Raw genomic sequence first — 13,616 nt, 5'->3', positions numbered from 1 at the left:
CGCCCGCCCGGAGCCACACGTCGATGGTGACAAATATGTGAACGTGGCCCATGTCACGACTTCGACATCTCGGCGTAACGTCGCGGCAATTCCAGTGACTCAGTTCACATGTGGAGGCCCGCCGTGCGTCGACCCCCGTCCATCCTCACCCGGCTGGCCGCCGCGCTGGCCGGGGCCACCCTCGCCGTCACCGCGGCCGTCGCGGTCGCCGCGCCCGCGCAGGCCGCCAGCCTCACCCCCGTCGCCAGCTTCGGCTCCAACCCCGGCAACCTGGGCATGTACGCGTACCGGCCGGACGGCCTGCCCGGCAACGCCCCGGCCGTGGTGCTGCTGCACGGCTGCGCGCAGAACGCCACCGCCTACTTCACCAACTCCGGCTGGCGCAAGTACGCCGACCAGTGGAAGTTCACCCTGATCCTGGCCGAGCAGAAGTCCGGCAACAACTCCAGCTCCTGCTTCAACTGGTTCGAGACCGGCGACACCGCCCGCGGCCAGGGCGAGGCGCTGTCGGTCAAGCAGATGGTCGACCACGCCAGGGCCAACTTCGGCACCGACCCGGCCCGGGTGTACGTCAGCGGCCTCTCCGCCGGCGGCGCGATGACCGCCGCCATGCTCGCCGCGTACCCGGACGTCTTCGCCGGTGGCTCGATCGTCGCCGGTGTGCCGTACCGCTGCGCCACCAGCATGGTCAGCGCGTTCTCCTGCATGAACCCCGGCGTCGACAAGTCCCCGGCCGCCTGGGGTGACCTGGTCCGCAACGCGTACCCCGGGTACGCCGGCACCCGGCCGAAGGTGGCGATCTGGCACGGCACCGCCGACTACACGGTGGCCACGGCCAACGCCACCGAGTCCCGCGACCAGTGGACCAACGTGGCCGGCGTGTCGCAGACCCCGACCGGCACCACCACCCTGCCCGCCGGCACCACCCAGGAGACGTACGGCAACGACCGGGTCCGGGTCTACCGGGTCTCCGGCATGGGCCACGGCACCCCGGTCGACCCGGGCAGCGGCCCCGACCAGTGCGGCACGGCGGCGGCGTACTTCCTGGACACCATCTGCTCGGCGTACCGGGACGCGCTCTGGTTCGGCCTGGACGGCGGCTCCACCACCCCCGGCCCCACCCCGACCACCGGGCCCACCCCGACCGCCAGCCCGACGCCCGGACCGTCGCCGACGGTCGCCCCCACCTGCGTCACCGCCAGCAACTACGCGCACGTCACCGCCGGCCGTGCCTACCAGTCCGGCGGGTACGCCTACGCGGTCGGCTCGAACCAGCGGATGGGCCTCTACAACGTCTTCGCCAGCACCACCCTCAAGCAGACCGCCCCCGCCCACTGGGTGATCGGCTGCTGAGACGTGGCAGGACGGTGCCCCTGCTCTGCGGCGGGGGCACCGTCGTTTCTCCCGTGGCTCAATCGTGCAGGGCGGCGTGCAGGGCACCCGGCAGGTCGGGGTGCCGGTAGCCGAAACCGGCCCGGTTCAGCACCCCCGGCAGCACCCGGGTACTGGTCAACGCCTCCTGGGCGAAACCACCCAGCGCGATCTTCAACGCCAGCGCCGGGATCGGCATGATCGCCGGGCGGTGCAGGGCACGGGCGAACTCCCGGGTGAACTCGGCGTTCGTCACCGGGTTCGGACCGACCAGGTTCACCGGGCCGGCCAGGTCGGGCCGGTCGAGCAGGAACACCACCGCGTCCAGCCAGTCCACCATCGAGATCCACGGCACCCACTGCCGGCCGCTGCCCAGCTTCCCGCCGACACCCAGCCGGAACGGCAGGAGCTGCGGCTTGAGCAGCCCGCCGTCGCGGTGCAGCGGCAGGCCGGTCCGCAGCCGGACCACGCGTACCCCGGCGTCCTCGGCGGGTCGGGTCGCCGCCTCCCACACCCGGGCCACGTCGGCCAGGAACCCTTCGCCGGCCGGGGCCTCCTCGGTCACCGTACGGTCGCCGGTGTCGCCGTACCAGCCGATCGCCGAGGAGTTCAGCAGCACCTGCGGCCGGTCCCCGGCGGGCAGCCCGGCCATGGTGACGGCCAGCGTGCCGGTGGTGTCCGTCCGGCTGGTCCGGATCAGCGCCTTGTACTCGTCGTTCCAGCGTTTGTCCCCGACCCCGGCCCCGGCCAGGTTGACCACCGCGTCCGCCCCGGCCAGCACCGCCGGGTCGAGCTGCCCGGCGGCCGGGTTCCACCGCACCTCGCCGGGGTCCTTCGGTGGCCGGCGGACCAGCCGGGTGAGCTGGTGGCCGTCGGCGGCGAGCCGGGCGGCCAGCCGAGTACCCAGGAAACCGGACGCACCGGCCATCAGGATCCGCATGCCCTATCTTTGCCCAGAACCGGGTCGGCGGATGCAGGTCAGTCGGGTTCCCGGTCGGCGCTGACCGTCGGGCGGAGCCGGGCCCAGCCGAGGAAGCGGGCGAAGAGCTGCGGCGGCTCGGGCGCCCGGTCCGGGTTGAGCCGGTAGAGGTCGGCCACCGCCTGGTGGAGCTGACTCGACAGGTACAGGCACAGGCCGATCCGGTCGTCGGCGTACTCGCGGTTCAGGGTGAGGCGGGCGGTCCCGCACGGCCACGGTCGGGCGCAGGCCCGGCAGAGCCAGATCGGGCGTACCGGAGTGTGCGGTCGGGTCGGTGTCACCAGTGACCGCCGTTACGGGGCCGGGGTGCGCGGGCCGGCGGCTCGGTGCGGACCGGGAGCCGGCGGTCCGGGCAGGTGGCCCAGCGCAGGCCGCAGGAACACCAGCGCCGCCAGCCACGCCAGGTCGGCCGGTGCCGGGGAGCCAGCGGTACGGGTTCAGGTGGTCGGGACGGCGGCATCGGTTCCTCCCGGTACGGGGGGCGGCGGGGCACCCGGCCGGTCCACGGGGGAGGTCGACCGGCCGGGCGCGTCCTGCAGGACGACCGGCTCCGGGTTTGCAGACCAGGGAGCCAGCCGCCACGAACTTTGTCAGACTAGACTGACAAAGTCAACGGACTACCTCGTACTTGTCTCGCAAAGTTTGTTGTGATCAAATGGCGGTGCAGACCAGGGAGTCACCATGCCCGCCAAGCCCAAGTGGGCGCAGCTCGCGGAACTTATCCGTGGGCAGATCGCGTCCGGAGAACTCGCCCCCGGCGACAAGCTGCCGTCCACCGCTCAGCTCCGGCAGGAGCACGGTGTGTCGGCCGGTGTCGTGCGTCAGGCCATCCTCGTGCTTCAGACCCAGGGGCTCGTCGAGGGCGTGCACGGGCTCGGGGTGTTCGTCACCGACAACCCGCCGACCGGGTCGACGTAACGGTCAACGCGCGGGGCGGTGGACGCTGGTGACCTCGTACAGCTTCGGGTCGCTGGCCTCGACCAGCGCGCCGATGGCGGCCAGGTGCGGGCGGGCCTCCGGCATCCGGAGCATGGCCTGGAAGTGTGCGGCGCTGGCCCACTGGGCGTAGTTCACCACCCGGGTGCCGTCCTGGCTGGCGTGCACGTTCGCCGACCGGAAGCCCGGCACGGTGGCGAAGAACTCCCTGGTCGTACGGTCGAGTGCCGCGACCAGCGCGGCCTGGCGTTCCGGGGCCACCGTGAACACGTTGATCAACGTGACCAGGTCGGCGCCGGTGTCGATGACGGTCTGCGGGGTGGTCGACATGGGTGCGTCCTGTCTGGCCGGGGATGTCGTTCGGACCGGGACGCCCGGCAACGCTGATGACACCCTAGCCGGTGCTCTGCCGCCCTGGCCGACGTCTCCAGCCGTCCTCCAGCCGCACTGGATCGCCGTTCATGGCAGGGAAGAATCCCGATGGGGCGAATGATCAACACGAGATGCGGCATCCCGGGCCGTCATCTCGTGCCGAGACGCCAAGATGCCGCACATTGTGTCGGGCGGCGGGCGGCGGGTGGCGTGCGGCGTGCGGCGTGCGAGCAGACGGGACAGCGGAGGGGCACCCCGCTCGGCGGGGTGCCCCTTCGACGTGCGCTACAGGTCAGAGACCCAGCTCGGCCTCGAAGTTGCCGGCCTCCAGGCGCTCCTTGACCGCGACCAGGAAGCGGGCCGCGTCCGCGCCGTCGATCAGCCGGTGGTCGTACGACAGGGCCAGGTAGACCATCGACCGGACCGCGATCACCTCGCCCAGCTCCGGGTCGTTGACCACGACCGGACGCTTGACGACCGCACCGGTACCGAGCATCGCCGACTGCGGCGACGGCACGATCGGGGTGTCGAACAGCGCGCCCCGGCTGCCGGTGTTGGTCAGGGTGAAGGTCGCCCCGGCGATCTCGTCCGGGTTGATCTTGTTGGTCCGGGTCCGCTCGGCCAGGTCGGCGATCCGCTTGGCGACGCCACCCAGGTTCAGGTCACCGGCGTCGTGGATGACCGGCACCATCAGGCCCCGCTCGGTGTCCACCGCGATGCCCAGGTTCTCCGACTTCGGGTACGTGATCGTACCGGCGTCGAGGTCCATGCTGGCGTTGACGATCGGGTACGCCTGGAGCGCCTCGACGGCCGCGAGGGCGAAGAACGGCAGGAAGGACAGCTTCACGCCGTGCCGGGCCAGGAAGGCGTCCTTGGCCCGCGCCCGCAGCTTCGCGACCTTGGTGACGTCCACCTCGACCACCGTGGTCAGCTGCGCCATCTCGTGCAGCGACTCCTGCATCCGCTTGGCGATGACCGCGCGGATCCGGGGCAGCTTCTCGGTGCTGCCGCGCTTGGCGCTCGGCTGCGGCTTCGGCTTGGCCTCGGCGGCGGGAGCGGCCGGGGCGGCTGCGGCCGGAGCCGGCTGGGCCTTGGCGGCCTTCGCCTTCTCGGCGGCGTCCAGCACGTCCTGCTTGCGGATCCGGCCACCGACCCCGGTGCCCTTGATCGCGGCCAGGTCCACGCCGTGCTCGCTGGCGAGCTTGCGGACCAGCGGGGTGACGTACCCGGCGGCCTCCTCGCCGCCACCGGCCGCCGGGGCGGACGGCCGCTGCGGGGTCGGCGTGGGAGCGGCCGGCGCCGACTTCTGCTCGGCCTGCGCCGGCTGGGCGGCGGTCTCGGCCTCCGCGGCCGGCTCGTTGTACGACATGCCCGGGGTGGGCTCCTCGGCCTTCGCCTCCTGCTTCGGCTCCGGCTTGGCGGCCGGCTCCTCCGCCTTCGGCTCCGGCTTCGCCTCGGCCTTGGGCTCCTCGGCCTTCGGCTCCGGCTTGGCCTCGGCGGGGGCGGCACCGGCCGCGCCGACCACGGCCAGGGTCGCGCCGACCGGGGCGGTCTCGTCCTCGGCGACCTTGATCTCCAGCAGGGTGCCGGCGACCGGGGACGGGATCTCGGTGTCGACCTTGTCGGTGGAGACCTCCAGCAGCGGCTCGTCCACCTCGACGGTGTCGCCGACCTGCTTGAGCCAGCGGGTGACCGTACCCTCGGTGACGCTCTCGCCGAGTGCCGGCAGCGTCACCGGGGTGCCCTCGCCCGACGGCGCGGCCTTCGGCTCCTCGGCGGCCGGCGCGGCCTCCGCCTTCGGCTGCTCCGGCTCCGCACCGGTGCCCTCGGCGGCGGCGGTCGGCTCGGCGGCGGGCTCGGCCTCCTCGGCCGGAGCCTCCTGCTGCTGCGCGGGTGCGCCGCCGCCGGTCTCCTCGCCCTCACCGGCGATCACCGCCAGCTCGCTGCCGACCTCGGCGGTCTCGTCCTCGCCCACCACGATCCGGCTCAGCACACCCGCCGCCGGGGACGGGATCTCGGTGTCGACCTTGTCGGTCGACACCTCGAGCAGCGGCTCGTCGACCTCGACGGTGTCGCCCTCCTGCTTGAGCCAGCGCGTGACGGTGCCCTCGGTGACGCTCTCGCCGAGCCGGGGCATGGTGACCGATACCGGCATCTTCTAAGACTCCTTCGTGGCCTGGTGCGGATCCTCGCCCGCTTGCCGCCGGACGTCGCGGATTGGGTGTGATCAGGCGTGTGCGTGCAGCGGCTTGCCGGCCAGGGCGAGGTGCGCCTCGCCGAGCGCCTCGTTCTGCGTCGGGTGGGCGTGCACGAGCTGCGCCACCTCGGCCGGGTACGCCTCCCAGTTGTAGATGAGCTGAGCCTCGCCGATCAGTTCACCGACCCGGGCGCCGACCATGTGCACGCCGACCACCGGACCGTCCTCGACCCGGACCAGCTTGACGAAGCCGGTCGTCTTGAGGATCTGGCTCTTGCCGTTGCCACCCAGGTTGTAGTTGTACGTCTTGACCTTGTCGGCGCCGTACTTCTCCTTGGCCTTGGCCTCGGTGAGGCCGACCGACGCCAGCTCCGGGTCGGAGTAGGTGACCCGCGGGATGCCGGCCTCGTCGATGACCGCCGGGTTCCGGCCGGCGATCTCCTCGGCGACGAAGATGCCCTGCTGGAAGCCGCGGTGGGCGAGCTGGAGACCGGGCACGATGTCACCGACCGCGTAGAGGTTCGGCACGCCGGTGCGCAGCCGCTCGTCGGTCAGCACGTACCCCCGGTCGAGCCTGACGCCCTGCTCCTCGTACCCGAGGTCGGCGGTGACCGGGCCACGACCGACGGCGACCAGCAGCAGCTCGGCCTCGACGGTCTCGCCGCCGGCGATGGTGACCTTCACGCCGTTCTCGGTCTTCTCGACCTTCTCGAACGGCTTGCCCACCTTGAAGTTGATCTTCCGCTTGCGGAACGCCCGCTCCAGGGCCTTCGACGACTCCTCGTCCTCGGCGGCGACCAGCCGGGGCAGCGCCTCGATGATGGTCACGTCCACCCCGAAGGACTTCCACACGCTGGCGAACTCGACGCCGATCACGCCGCCGCCGAGCACGATCGCCGACTGCGGCACCCGGTCCAGGGTGAGCGCGTGGTCGCTGGTGATGACCCGCTCGCCGTCGACCTCCAGGCCGGGCAGGCTACGCGCGTACGAGCCGGTCGCCAGGATCACGTTACGGCCGGTGTACCGCTTGCCGTCGGCCTCGACCACGTTCGGGCCGACCAGTTTGCCGGCGGCCGCGACGAAGGTGATGTTCTTCGCGCCGCCCACCAGGCCCTGGAGGCCCTTGTACAGGCGGGAGACCACGCCGTCCTTGTACGAGTTGACCCCGGCCATGTCGATGCCGACCAGCTCGGCCTTGACCCCGAACTGCTCCGACTCGCGGGTGTTGTCGGCGATCTCCGCCGCGTGCAGCAGGGCCTTGGTCGGAATGCAGCCGTTGTGCAGGCACGTCCCGCCCAGCTTGCCCTTCTCGATCAGCGCGACCGACAGGTCGAGTTGGGCGGCGCGCAGCGCTGCCGCGTAGCCGCCGCTGCCTCCTCCGAGGATGACAACGTCGAAGGTCGCGTCGTTCGGCTCGCTCACACTCAACTCCCAGGTCGCGTCGCTGCTACGAGGGTCATGCCAGGAAACGGGCATACTCGCCTCGGTCATCTTGTCACTTGCCGGATCAGAGCGCGTAGTGAGGTGCTCAATGACACGTCGAGGACACGTACTCTTGGCGGTGCCTTCTCGAGACGGCAGGTGGAGGGGATGGCCGGTGGCCCTGTTCCGACGACGTAAGACCAGTGGCGGCGCGTCCCCCGGACGCCCCGCCAACCGTGCCGATCTGGAGCATCTGGAGAACTTCGTCCGCACCCGGCCGGGCGTCGAGGCGTTCATCGAACCGCAGACCACCGTCACCGAGACCACGGTCATCCTGATCGCCGACGACGGCGAGTGGACCCGCCGGCGTATCGACTCGCCGGAGAACGCCCGCCGGTTCGCCCACCGGCTCGCCATCCCGATCTACGACGTGCGGCTGGTCGGGTACCCGCAGCGGATGCGCGACTTCAACGAGCGCCGCAAGCGCCGCCCCGAGCTGTACTGAGATCCACGTCTGCCGGTGCCCGCGCCGGTACCGGGCGGGCCCCCGCTGGACGCGCGCAGCGTCAGCAGGGGCCCTTCCTGACACCTCAGCCCTCGGCGGCGATGTCCTCGACGAGCTGGACGAGGGTCCGCACCGGGACCCCGGTGCCGCCCTTGGTCCAGTAGCCGGTCGCCTCACCCGAGTGGTAGCTCGGCCCGGCGATGTCGATGTGCGCCCAGGGCACCTCGTCGGCGACGAACTCGCGCAGGAACGTGCCGCCCTGGAGCATGTGGCCGGCCCGGTCCATCCCCGCGTTGACCTGCGAGATGTCGGCGACGTCGGAGTCCATGCCCTTGCGCACGTCGTCCGGCAGCGGCATCGGCCAGGCCGGCTCGCCGACGCTGTCGCCGACCGCCCGGACCCGCTCGCACAGCTCGGGCGTACCCATCACCCCGGCGACCCGCTTGCCCAGCGAGATCACCTGACCGCCGGTCAGGGTGGAGGTCTCCAGCAGGTAGTCACAGCCGTCCTGGCAGGCCCGCGCCATCGCGTCGGCCAGGATCAGCCGGCCCTCGGCGTCGGTGTTGAGCACCTCGACCCGCTTGCCGTCGAACATGGTGATCACGTCACCCGGCCGGTACGACGTGCCCGACGGCATGTTCTCCGCCATCGGCAGGTACGCGTTCACCGTCACCGCCGGCTTGAGCGCCGCCACGGCCAGCATCGCCGCGCCGACCGCCGCCGCCCCGGCCATGTCCGACTTCATCTCCCACATGCCCTGCGGCGGCTTGATGGAGATACCGCCGGTGTCGAAGGTGATGCCCTTGCCGACCAGCGCGACCCGCTTGCCGGTCGCCCCGCCCTCCGGCGTGTAGGTCAGCTTGACCAGGCGCGGCGGGGCCTCCGAACCCTGGCCGACGGCGATGATGCCGCCGTACCCGCCGGCGGCCAGCGCCGCCTCGTCGAGCACCTCGACCTCGAGCCCGGCCGCCCGCGCGGCCTCGGCCACCGCGTCGGCGAACACCGGCGGGCGCAGCTCGTTCGGTGCGGTGTTCACCCAGTCCCGGCTGAGCCGTACCGCCCCGGCCACCGTCTGCGCCCGGACGATCTCGGCCTGCGCGCCGGCGTCCCCGGCGTCCGGCACCGCCACCAGCACCTCGGCCACCGGCTCCCGCCGGGCCGGCTGCGGCCGGGTCTTGTAACCGGCGAACCGGTAGCCGCCGAGCAGCGCGCCCTCGGCGACCGCCCGCAGGGCGGCCGGCGCGTCGGCGTCGTCGGGCAGCGGCAGGCTCAACGCCACCCGCCGGGCCCCGGCCAGCGCCCGGACGACCGCCCCGGCGGCGCGGCGCAGCACCTCCGGCGCGGGAGCGGCACCGGTCGGTTCGGGACCGAGCCCGACCGCGGCGACGAGCGGGGCGGTGATCGTACCCAGCGTGGCGAGCTTGATCACCTCACCGGCGCCGCCGGTCGCGCCGAGGAGCGCGAGCGTCTCGGTCAGCTTGCCGTCGAACGCCGCGGCGATGCTCTCCGCACCGCTGCCCAGGAGCAGGGACCCGGCGGGGCCGCTGGTGGCGTCCTGCTCTCCGGTCTGACTGTGCACGCCGATCACGATGGCGTCGACGGCAAGCTCGGCGGGGTCGGTGTCGACCAGGCTCAGGGTGGTGCTGGGCGATGTCACTGAAGCTACTCCGGGCGGGCCGGGCCGGCCGCTGATCGCGTACCGGCGGTGGAGGTCTACGGCGGCAACCTACCCGCCGCTGACCGGGCTGTCCCGCCGGTCGTGTTGGCGGGTCCCGCCGATGCTAACCACCAGCACGATCTTCGGTAAGTTCCCACCCTTGACAATCCTCCCCGCCCTAAAGGACAGGGGTTCCCTGGGTCACCCCAGGGGGTTCCTGCTTCGTCGACGGCTGCCCGGTGCGGGCGTGCGCCCGTTGGGGTCTTATGCCGTCTCCACAGGCGGTCACGGAGAGCCCCTCCGCGAGAAGGTTGCGGGCCGCGTTGACGTCGCGGTCGTGGGTGTGCCCGCATCGGCAGGTCCACGTCCGCACGTGTAGAGGTACCCGCTCCGCGAGAGCCCCGCAGGCCGAGCACAGCTTGGACGACGGGAACCAGCGGTCCACGACGACAAGGTTCCGGCCGTACCAGTGGGCTTTGTACTTGAGCATGGTGCGGAACTGCCGCCACGCCGCGTCGCTGATCGCGCGGGCCAGGCGGTGGTTGGCGACCATGCCGCGTACGGTCAGGTCCTCGATCACGATCGTTTGATTCTCACGAACGAGTCGAGTGGTCAGTTTGTGGAGATGGTCACGGCGACGGTCGACGATGCGAGCGTGCACCCGGGCGACCGCGAGGCGGGCTTTGGTCCGGTTGTGGGAGCCTTCCTGTTTGCGGGCCAGGTTCCGCTGGGCGCGCACCAGCCGCTCACGGTCCCGGCGTTCGTACCGGGGGTTGGTGATCTTCTCGCCGGTTGAGAGGGTGAGCAGGCTGTCGAGTCCGGCGTCCACGCCGACCATGCCCGACGCGGAGACCTGTTCGATCACGTCGTCGCAGAGCAGGGACACGAACCAGCGTCCGGCCGGGTCCTGAGACACGGTCACCGTGGACGGTGTCGCATCCTGGGGCAGCGGCCGGGACCACACGATGTCGAGGGGTTCGGTCATCTTCGCGAGGGTGAGGTAACCGTCGCGGTAGCGGAAGGCGCTTGTGGTGTACTCCGCCGACCGGCGGGACTTCTTCTTGTTCTTGAACGTCGGGTACTTCGCGCGTTTCGCCCAGAAGTTGGTGAAGGCGGCCTGCAGGTGTCGCAACGTTTGCTGCAACGGAACCGAAGAGACCTCATTGAGGAACGCCAGATCCTCGGTCTTCTTCCAGGCGGTCAGCATCGCCGATGTGGTGGCGTAGGTGACCCGTTCCTGACGGAGCGTCCACGCCTCGGTCCGGGCGGCCAAGGCCATGTTGTAGACCAGCCGGACACACCCGAACGTCCGGGTAAGCTCGGCGGCCTGCGCATCGCTCGGGTAGAAGCGGTACCTGAACGCCCGCTTCACCGTCCTGGACACACCTCACAAGCTAGCAAGCCAGCCGGTGAGCCTCGCGGTGGGGTGCGGGCGGACGCCGGTCCGCCTTGGCAGCGGATCGATTCGCCGGCACCGCTGCGCAGGGGTTCCGCTTCCTCTCCGGCCTGACTGCCGCAGTATCCACGGAAGGAAACTGATGACCGACGTAACCCCCGACGCCGCCGCGCCCCGGCTGCGCCGTTCCCCGCTGCACGAGCGGCACGCCGCTCTCGGTGCGAAGTTCGCCCCTTTCGGGGGCTGGGAGATGCCGCTGGAGTACGCCGGGGGCGGGGTGCTCCGGGAGCACACCGCCGTCCGCGAGGCCGTCGGCGTCTTCGACGTCTCCCACCTCGGCAAGGCCCGGGTGACCGGCCCCGGCGCGGCCGACCTCGTCAACGCCTGCCTCAGCAACGACCTGCGCCGGATCGGCCCCGGCCGGGCGCAGTACACGCTGTGCTGCGACGACGCCACCGGCGGGGTGGTCGACGACGTCATCGCCTACCTGCACTCCGACGAGCACGTGTTCCTCATCCCGAACGCGGCGAACACCGCCGAGGTGGTACGCCGGCTGCGCGCCGCCGCGCCGTCGTCGGTCACCGTCAGCGACGAACACGAGGCGTACGCGGTGCTGGCCGTGCAGGGTCCCCGCTCGGCGGCCCTGCTCGAGGCCCTCGGCCTGCCCACCGCCCACGACTACATGAGCTTCTCCACCGCCGCCCTGAACGGCGTCGAGCTGACCGTCTGCCGGACCGGCTACACCGGTGAACTGGGGTACGAGCTGGTGGTGCCGGCGGCGGACGCGGTGGCCGTGTGGGACGCGCTGCACGCCGCCGACCCCGAGCTGCGGGCCTGCGGCCTGGCCGCCCGGGACACCCTGCGCACCGAGATGGGGTACCCGCTGCACGGGCAGGACCTGTCGCTGGAGATCACCCCGGTGCAGGCCCGCGCCGGCTGGGCGGTCGGCTGGGACAAGCCGGCCTTCTGGGGCCGGGACGCGCTGCTCGCCGAGAAGGCCGCCGGCCCGCGCCGGACGCTGCGCGGCCTGGTCGCGGTGGACCGGGGCATCCCGCGTCCCGGCATGACCGTGTACGTCGGCGACACGGCGGTCGGCACCGTCACCAGCGGCACCTTCTCGCCGACCCGCAAGCAGGGCATCGCCCTGGCGCTGCTCGACACGACGGCGAACCTGGCCGACGGCGACGAGGTCGAGGTCGACGTCCGGGGCCGCCGCGCACCCATGACCGTCACCCGCCCGCCCTTCATCCACCCCTCCGTCCGCTAACCCACCCCACCCCGCCCCCGGCGGCCCCCCGGTGGCTCGCCTCGTTGATCATGAAGTTAGGTACTCGGACACGCCGAGCCGGAAGCAATAACTTCATGATCAACGAGGAGGGCGAGCGAGAGCGCGGGGGGACGGGAGGGAGGAGGGCGGCGGGGTGGGGGGAGGCGGGAGCTAGGGGGGTGGGGGGTGGGTGGGGTCGCCGGAGTCCAGGACGGCCTGGGTCCAGCCACCCTCGAGGACACCGGCGGGGCCGAGCAGGGCCCAGTCGACCACGTCGCTGCTCTCCACCACGACCGGGGAGCCGATCCGCACCTCCGGGTCGGTGGTGGCGTCGCTGGAACTGGTGCCGGTGATCCGGTCCGCCACCTCCCAGGAGGTCACCGCCGCCCAGACGTACTCCGGGCCGTCGTCGCCGGGGATGCCGTACTTCACCACCAGCTGCGTCTCGTCAGGTAGCGCGCCGGCCAGGAACCGGGCCCGGACGTCCGGCAGCGCCTCGCGGGCGGTGGCGACCGCCTTCGTCATCGCGTCACCCCGGCGGGCGTACCGCACGTCGGGCTGGATCCCGGAGAAGAGCATCCCGCACGCCGAGGCGAAGTAGCGACCGGGCGGCCCGGGATGCCCGGCCGGCGGGTGCAGGCTGAGGAACGAGTCCGCGTCCGGATCCGTCGCCGGGTCCAGTTCCAGCCGCAGCAGCACCGGAGCGGTCGCCCCGTGCTGGTCCGGGTTGCCGTACGCGACCGCGATGTCGTGGCCGGTCACCGCGGTCAGCACCGGCAGCTGGACGAACGCCGGCACCTCCTCGCCGGCCAGCCCGTCGGTCCAGGTACGCAGCAGCCGGCGGGCGGTGCCGGTCAGCACCGCGCCCCACGCCCGGGTGAGGTGGTCCGGCACACCCTGGGTCTGCAACTCCAGCAGCCCGAACCGGCGCAGCCCCTTCGTGGTGAACCACAGCCCGTCGGTGTCCGAGGAGTAGGGGACCAGCACCCAGTCGATCAGGCGGATCCGGCCCTGGGCGTCCGGCAGCGACCGCAGCGCGGTCGCCGGGTCGAGGAACTGCAACGCGAAGACGTCCACCACGTCCCCGCCGGCCGACTCGGCGACGGCGGCGGCCACCGTCCGGGCCGCCCACTCGTGCGCCGGCGGCCAGCCCGGCCGGTACTCGGCCCGGACCACCACCACGTGCGTCGCGGCGGCCAGCCGGTCGAGCTGCTCCCGGGACGCCCCGAACGCGGTCAGCAGGTCCGGCGGCAGCGCCGGGAACTCGTCGATCGACCGGGTGTCCACGCTCATCAACGGACTGTCCAGCATCTGCCGGGCCAGCCCGTGCACCGGCTCGGCCAGCCGCCCGGCCAGCGCCGCCAGCGCGGTGCGCGGGGCCACCCTCGGCAACCCGGTCATCGGCACCAGGTACGTCGCGGTCAGTGTCTCCGGCACCGGTACGGGCAGGAAGTCGTCCGTGATGAGCAATGTCGTCCCCCGTCGCCGCGCCGGTGGTGTGTCGGAGGAGAACG

12 protein-coding genes are annotated in these 13,616 nt (G+C 72.1%); 4 read left to right on the top strand and 8 right to left on the bottom strand.

All coding sequences use genetic code 11. From position 1 onward, the window contains the following. Window positions 1–123 precede the first annotated feature (123 nt). Complete coding sequence (locus tag PVK37_RS29185; RefSeq protein WP_275031025.1) at window positions 124–1,353, top strand: extracellular catalytic domain type 1 short-chain-length polyhydroxyalkanoate depolymerase; 1,230 nt, start codon at window positions 124–126, stop codon at window positions 1,351–1,353. Between the two features lie 58 nt (window positions 1,354–1,411). On the opposite strand, the gene PVK37_RS29180 is transcribed toward PVK37_RS29185, so the two are convergent. Further along, window positions 1,412–2,311 (bottom strand): TIGR01777 family oxidoreductase, encoded by a 900-nt coding sequence (locus PVK37_RS29180; protein WP_275031024.1) that lies wholly within the window; start codon window positions 2,309–2,311, stop codon window positions 1,412–1,414. Between the two features lie 38 nt (window positions 2,312–2,349). Continuing rightward, the gene (locus tag PVK37_RS29175; RefSeq protein WP_423790967.1) at window positions 2,350–2,631 is read right to left on the bottom strand and encodes a hypothetical protein; all 282 of its coding nucleotides are present in this window, start codon (window positions 2,629–2,631) and stop codon (window positions 2,350–2,352) included. Between the two features lie 400 nt (window positions 2,632–3,031). Between PVK37_RS29175 and PVK37_RS29170 the strand changes: the two genes are divergently transcribed. Beyond that, window positions 3,032–3,268 carry a GntR family transcriptional regulator gene (locus PVK37_RS29170; RefSeq protein WP_275031023.1) on the top strand — a complete coding sequence of 79 codons (237 nt, stop codon included), beginning with the start codon at window positions 3,032–3,034 and terminating at the stop codon, window positions 3,266–3,268. Between the two features lie 3 nt (window positions 3,269–3,271). Here PVK37_RS29170 and PVK37_RS29165 read toward each other — a convergent pair whose 3' ends face one another. From PVK37_RS29165 to lpdA, 3 genes are all read right to left on the bottom strand, one after another. Then, window positions 3,272–3,616 carry an antibiotic biosynthesis monooxygenase family protein gene (locus tag PVK37_RS29165; protein WP_275031022.1) on the bottom strand — a complete coding sequence of 115 codons (345 nt, stop codon included), beginning with the start codon at window positions 3,614–3,616 and terminating at the stop codon, window positions 3,272–3,274. 334 nt (window positions 3,617–3,950) lie between these two features. Continuing rightward, window positions 3,951–5,813, bottom strand: a complete 1,863-nt coding sequence (gene sucB, locus PVK37_RS29160; RefSeq protein ID WP_275031021.1) for a 2-oxoglutarate dehydrogenase, E2 component, dihydrolipoamide succinyltransferase — start codon at window positions 5,811–5,813, stop codon at window positions 3,951–3,953. A 72-nt stretch (window positions 5,814–5,885) separates the two neighbouring features. Next, window positions 5,886–7,331 (bottom strand): dihydrolipoyl dehydrogenase, encoded by a 1,446-nt coding sequence (gene lpdA, locus PVK37_RS29155; RefSeq protein WP_275035271.1) that lies wholly within the window; start codon window positions 7,329–7,331, stop codon window positions 5,886–5,888. Window positions 7,332–7,452: 121 nt separating this feature from the next. Here lpdA and PVK37_RS29150 point away from each other — a divergent pair, with 121 nt between their 5' ends. Next, on the top strand, window positions 7,453–7,782 hold the full coding sequence (locus PVK37_RS29150) for a hypothetical protein (protein WP_275031020.1): 330 nt from the start codon (window positions 7,453–7,455) through the stop codon (window positions 7,780–7,782). Window positions 7,783–7,867: 85 nt separating this feature from the next. Here PVK37_RS29150 and PVK37_RS29145 read toward each other — a convergent pair whose 3' ends face one another. Together PVK37_RS29145 and PVK37_RS29140 are read right to left on the bottom strand one after the other, a co-directional pair. Further along, the gene (locus tag PVK37_RS29145) at window positions 7,868–9,439 is read right to left on the bottom strand and encodes a leucyl aminopeptidase (protein ID WP_275031019.1); all 1,572 of its coding nucleotides are present in this window, start codon (window positions 9,437–9,439) and stop codon (window positions 7,868–7,870) included. 178 nt (window positions 9,440–9,617) lie between these two features. After that, window positions 9,618–10,811, bottom strand: coding sequence for an RNA-guided endonuclease InsQ/TnpB family protein (locus PVK37_RS29140; RefSeq protein ID WP_275031018.1), 1,194 nt, complete (start codon window positions 10,809–10,811; stop codon window positions 9,618–9,620). Window positions 10,812–10,977: 166 nt separating this feature from the next. Between PVK37_RS29140 and gcvT the strand changes: the two genes are divergently transcribed. Beyond that, window positions 10,978–12,102, top strand: coding sequence for a glycine cleavage system aminomethyltransferase GcvT (gene gcvT / locus PVK37_RS29135; RefSeq protein ID WP_275031017.1), 1,125 nt, complete (start codon window positions 10,978–10,980; stop codon window positions 12,100–12,102). 171 nt (window positions 12,103–12,273) lie between these two features. Here the strand turns inward: gcvT and PVK37_RS29130 are convergent, their stop codons facing one another. After that, entirely contained in the window at window positions 12,274–13,572 is a 1,299-nt protein-coding gene (locus PVK37_RS29130; protein WP_275031016.1) for a DUF2314 domain-containing protein, read from the bottom strand. Window positions 13,573–13,616 lie beyond the last annotated feature (44 nt).

The organism is Micromonospora cathayae (assembly GCF_028993575.1).
GTDB lineage: Bacteria > Actinomycetota > Actinomycetes > Mycobacteriales > Micromonosporaceae > Micromonospora > Micromonospora cathayae.
Note: the sequence above shows the minus strand (reverse complement) of the source record. Positions and strands in the feature narration are given on the sequence as shown.

Bases quoted from the DNA above. Each gene is read 5' to 3' on its own strand.
- PVK37_RS29180 (WP_275031024.1), bottom strand. From the start codon at position 2,311: ATGCGGATCCTGATGGCCGGTGCGTCCGGTTTCCTGGGTACTCGGCTG.
- PVK37_RS29170 (WP_275031023.1), top strand. From the start codon at position 3,032: ATGCCCGCCAAGCCCAAGTGGGCGCAGCTCGCGGAACTTATCCGTGGG.
- PVK37_RS29165 (WP_275031022.1), bottom strand. From the start codon at position 3,616: ATGTCGACCACCCCGCAGACCGTCATCGACACCGGCGCCGACCTGGTC.
- sucB (WP_275031021.1), bottom strand. From the start codon at position 5,813: ATGCCGGTATCGGTCACCATGCCCCGGCTCGGCGAGAGCGTCACCGAG.
- lpdA (WP_275035271.1), bottom strand. From the start codon at position 7,331: ATGCCCGTTTCCTGGCATGACCCTCGTAGCAGCGACGCGACCTGGGAG.
- gcvT (WP_275031017.1), top strand. From the start codon at position 10,978: ATGACCGACGTAACCCCCGACGCCGCCGCGCCCCGGCTGCGCCGTTCC.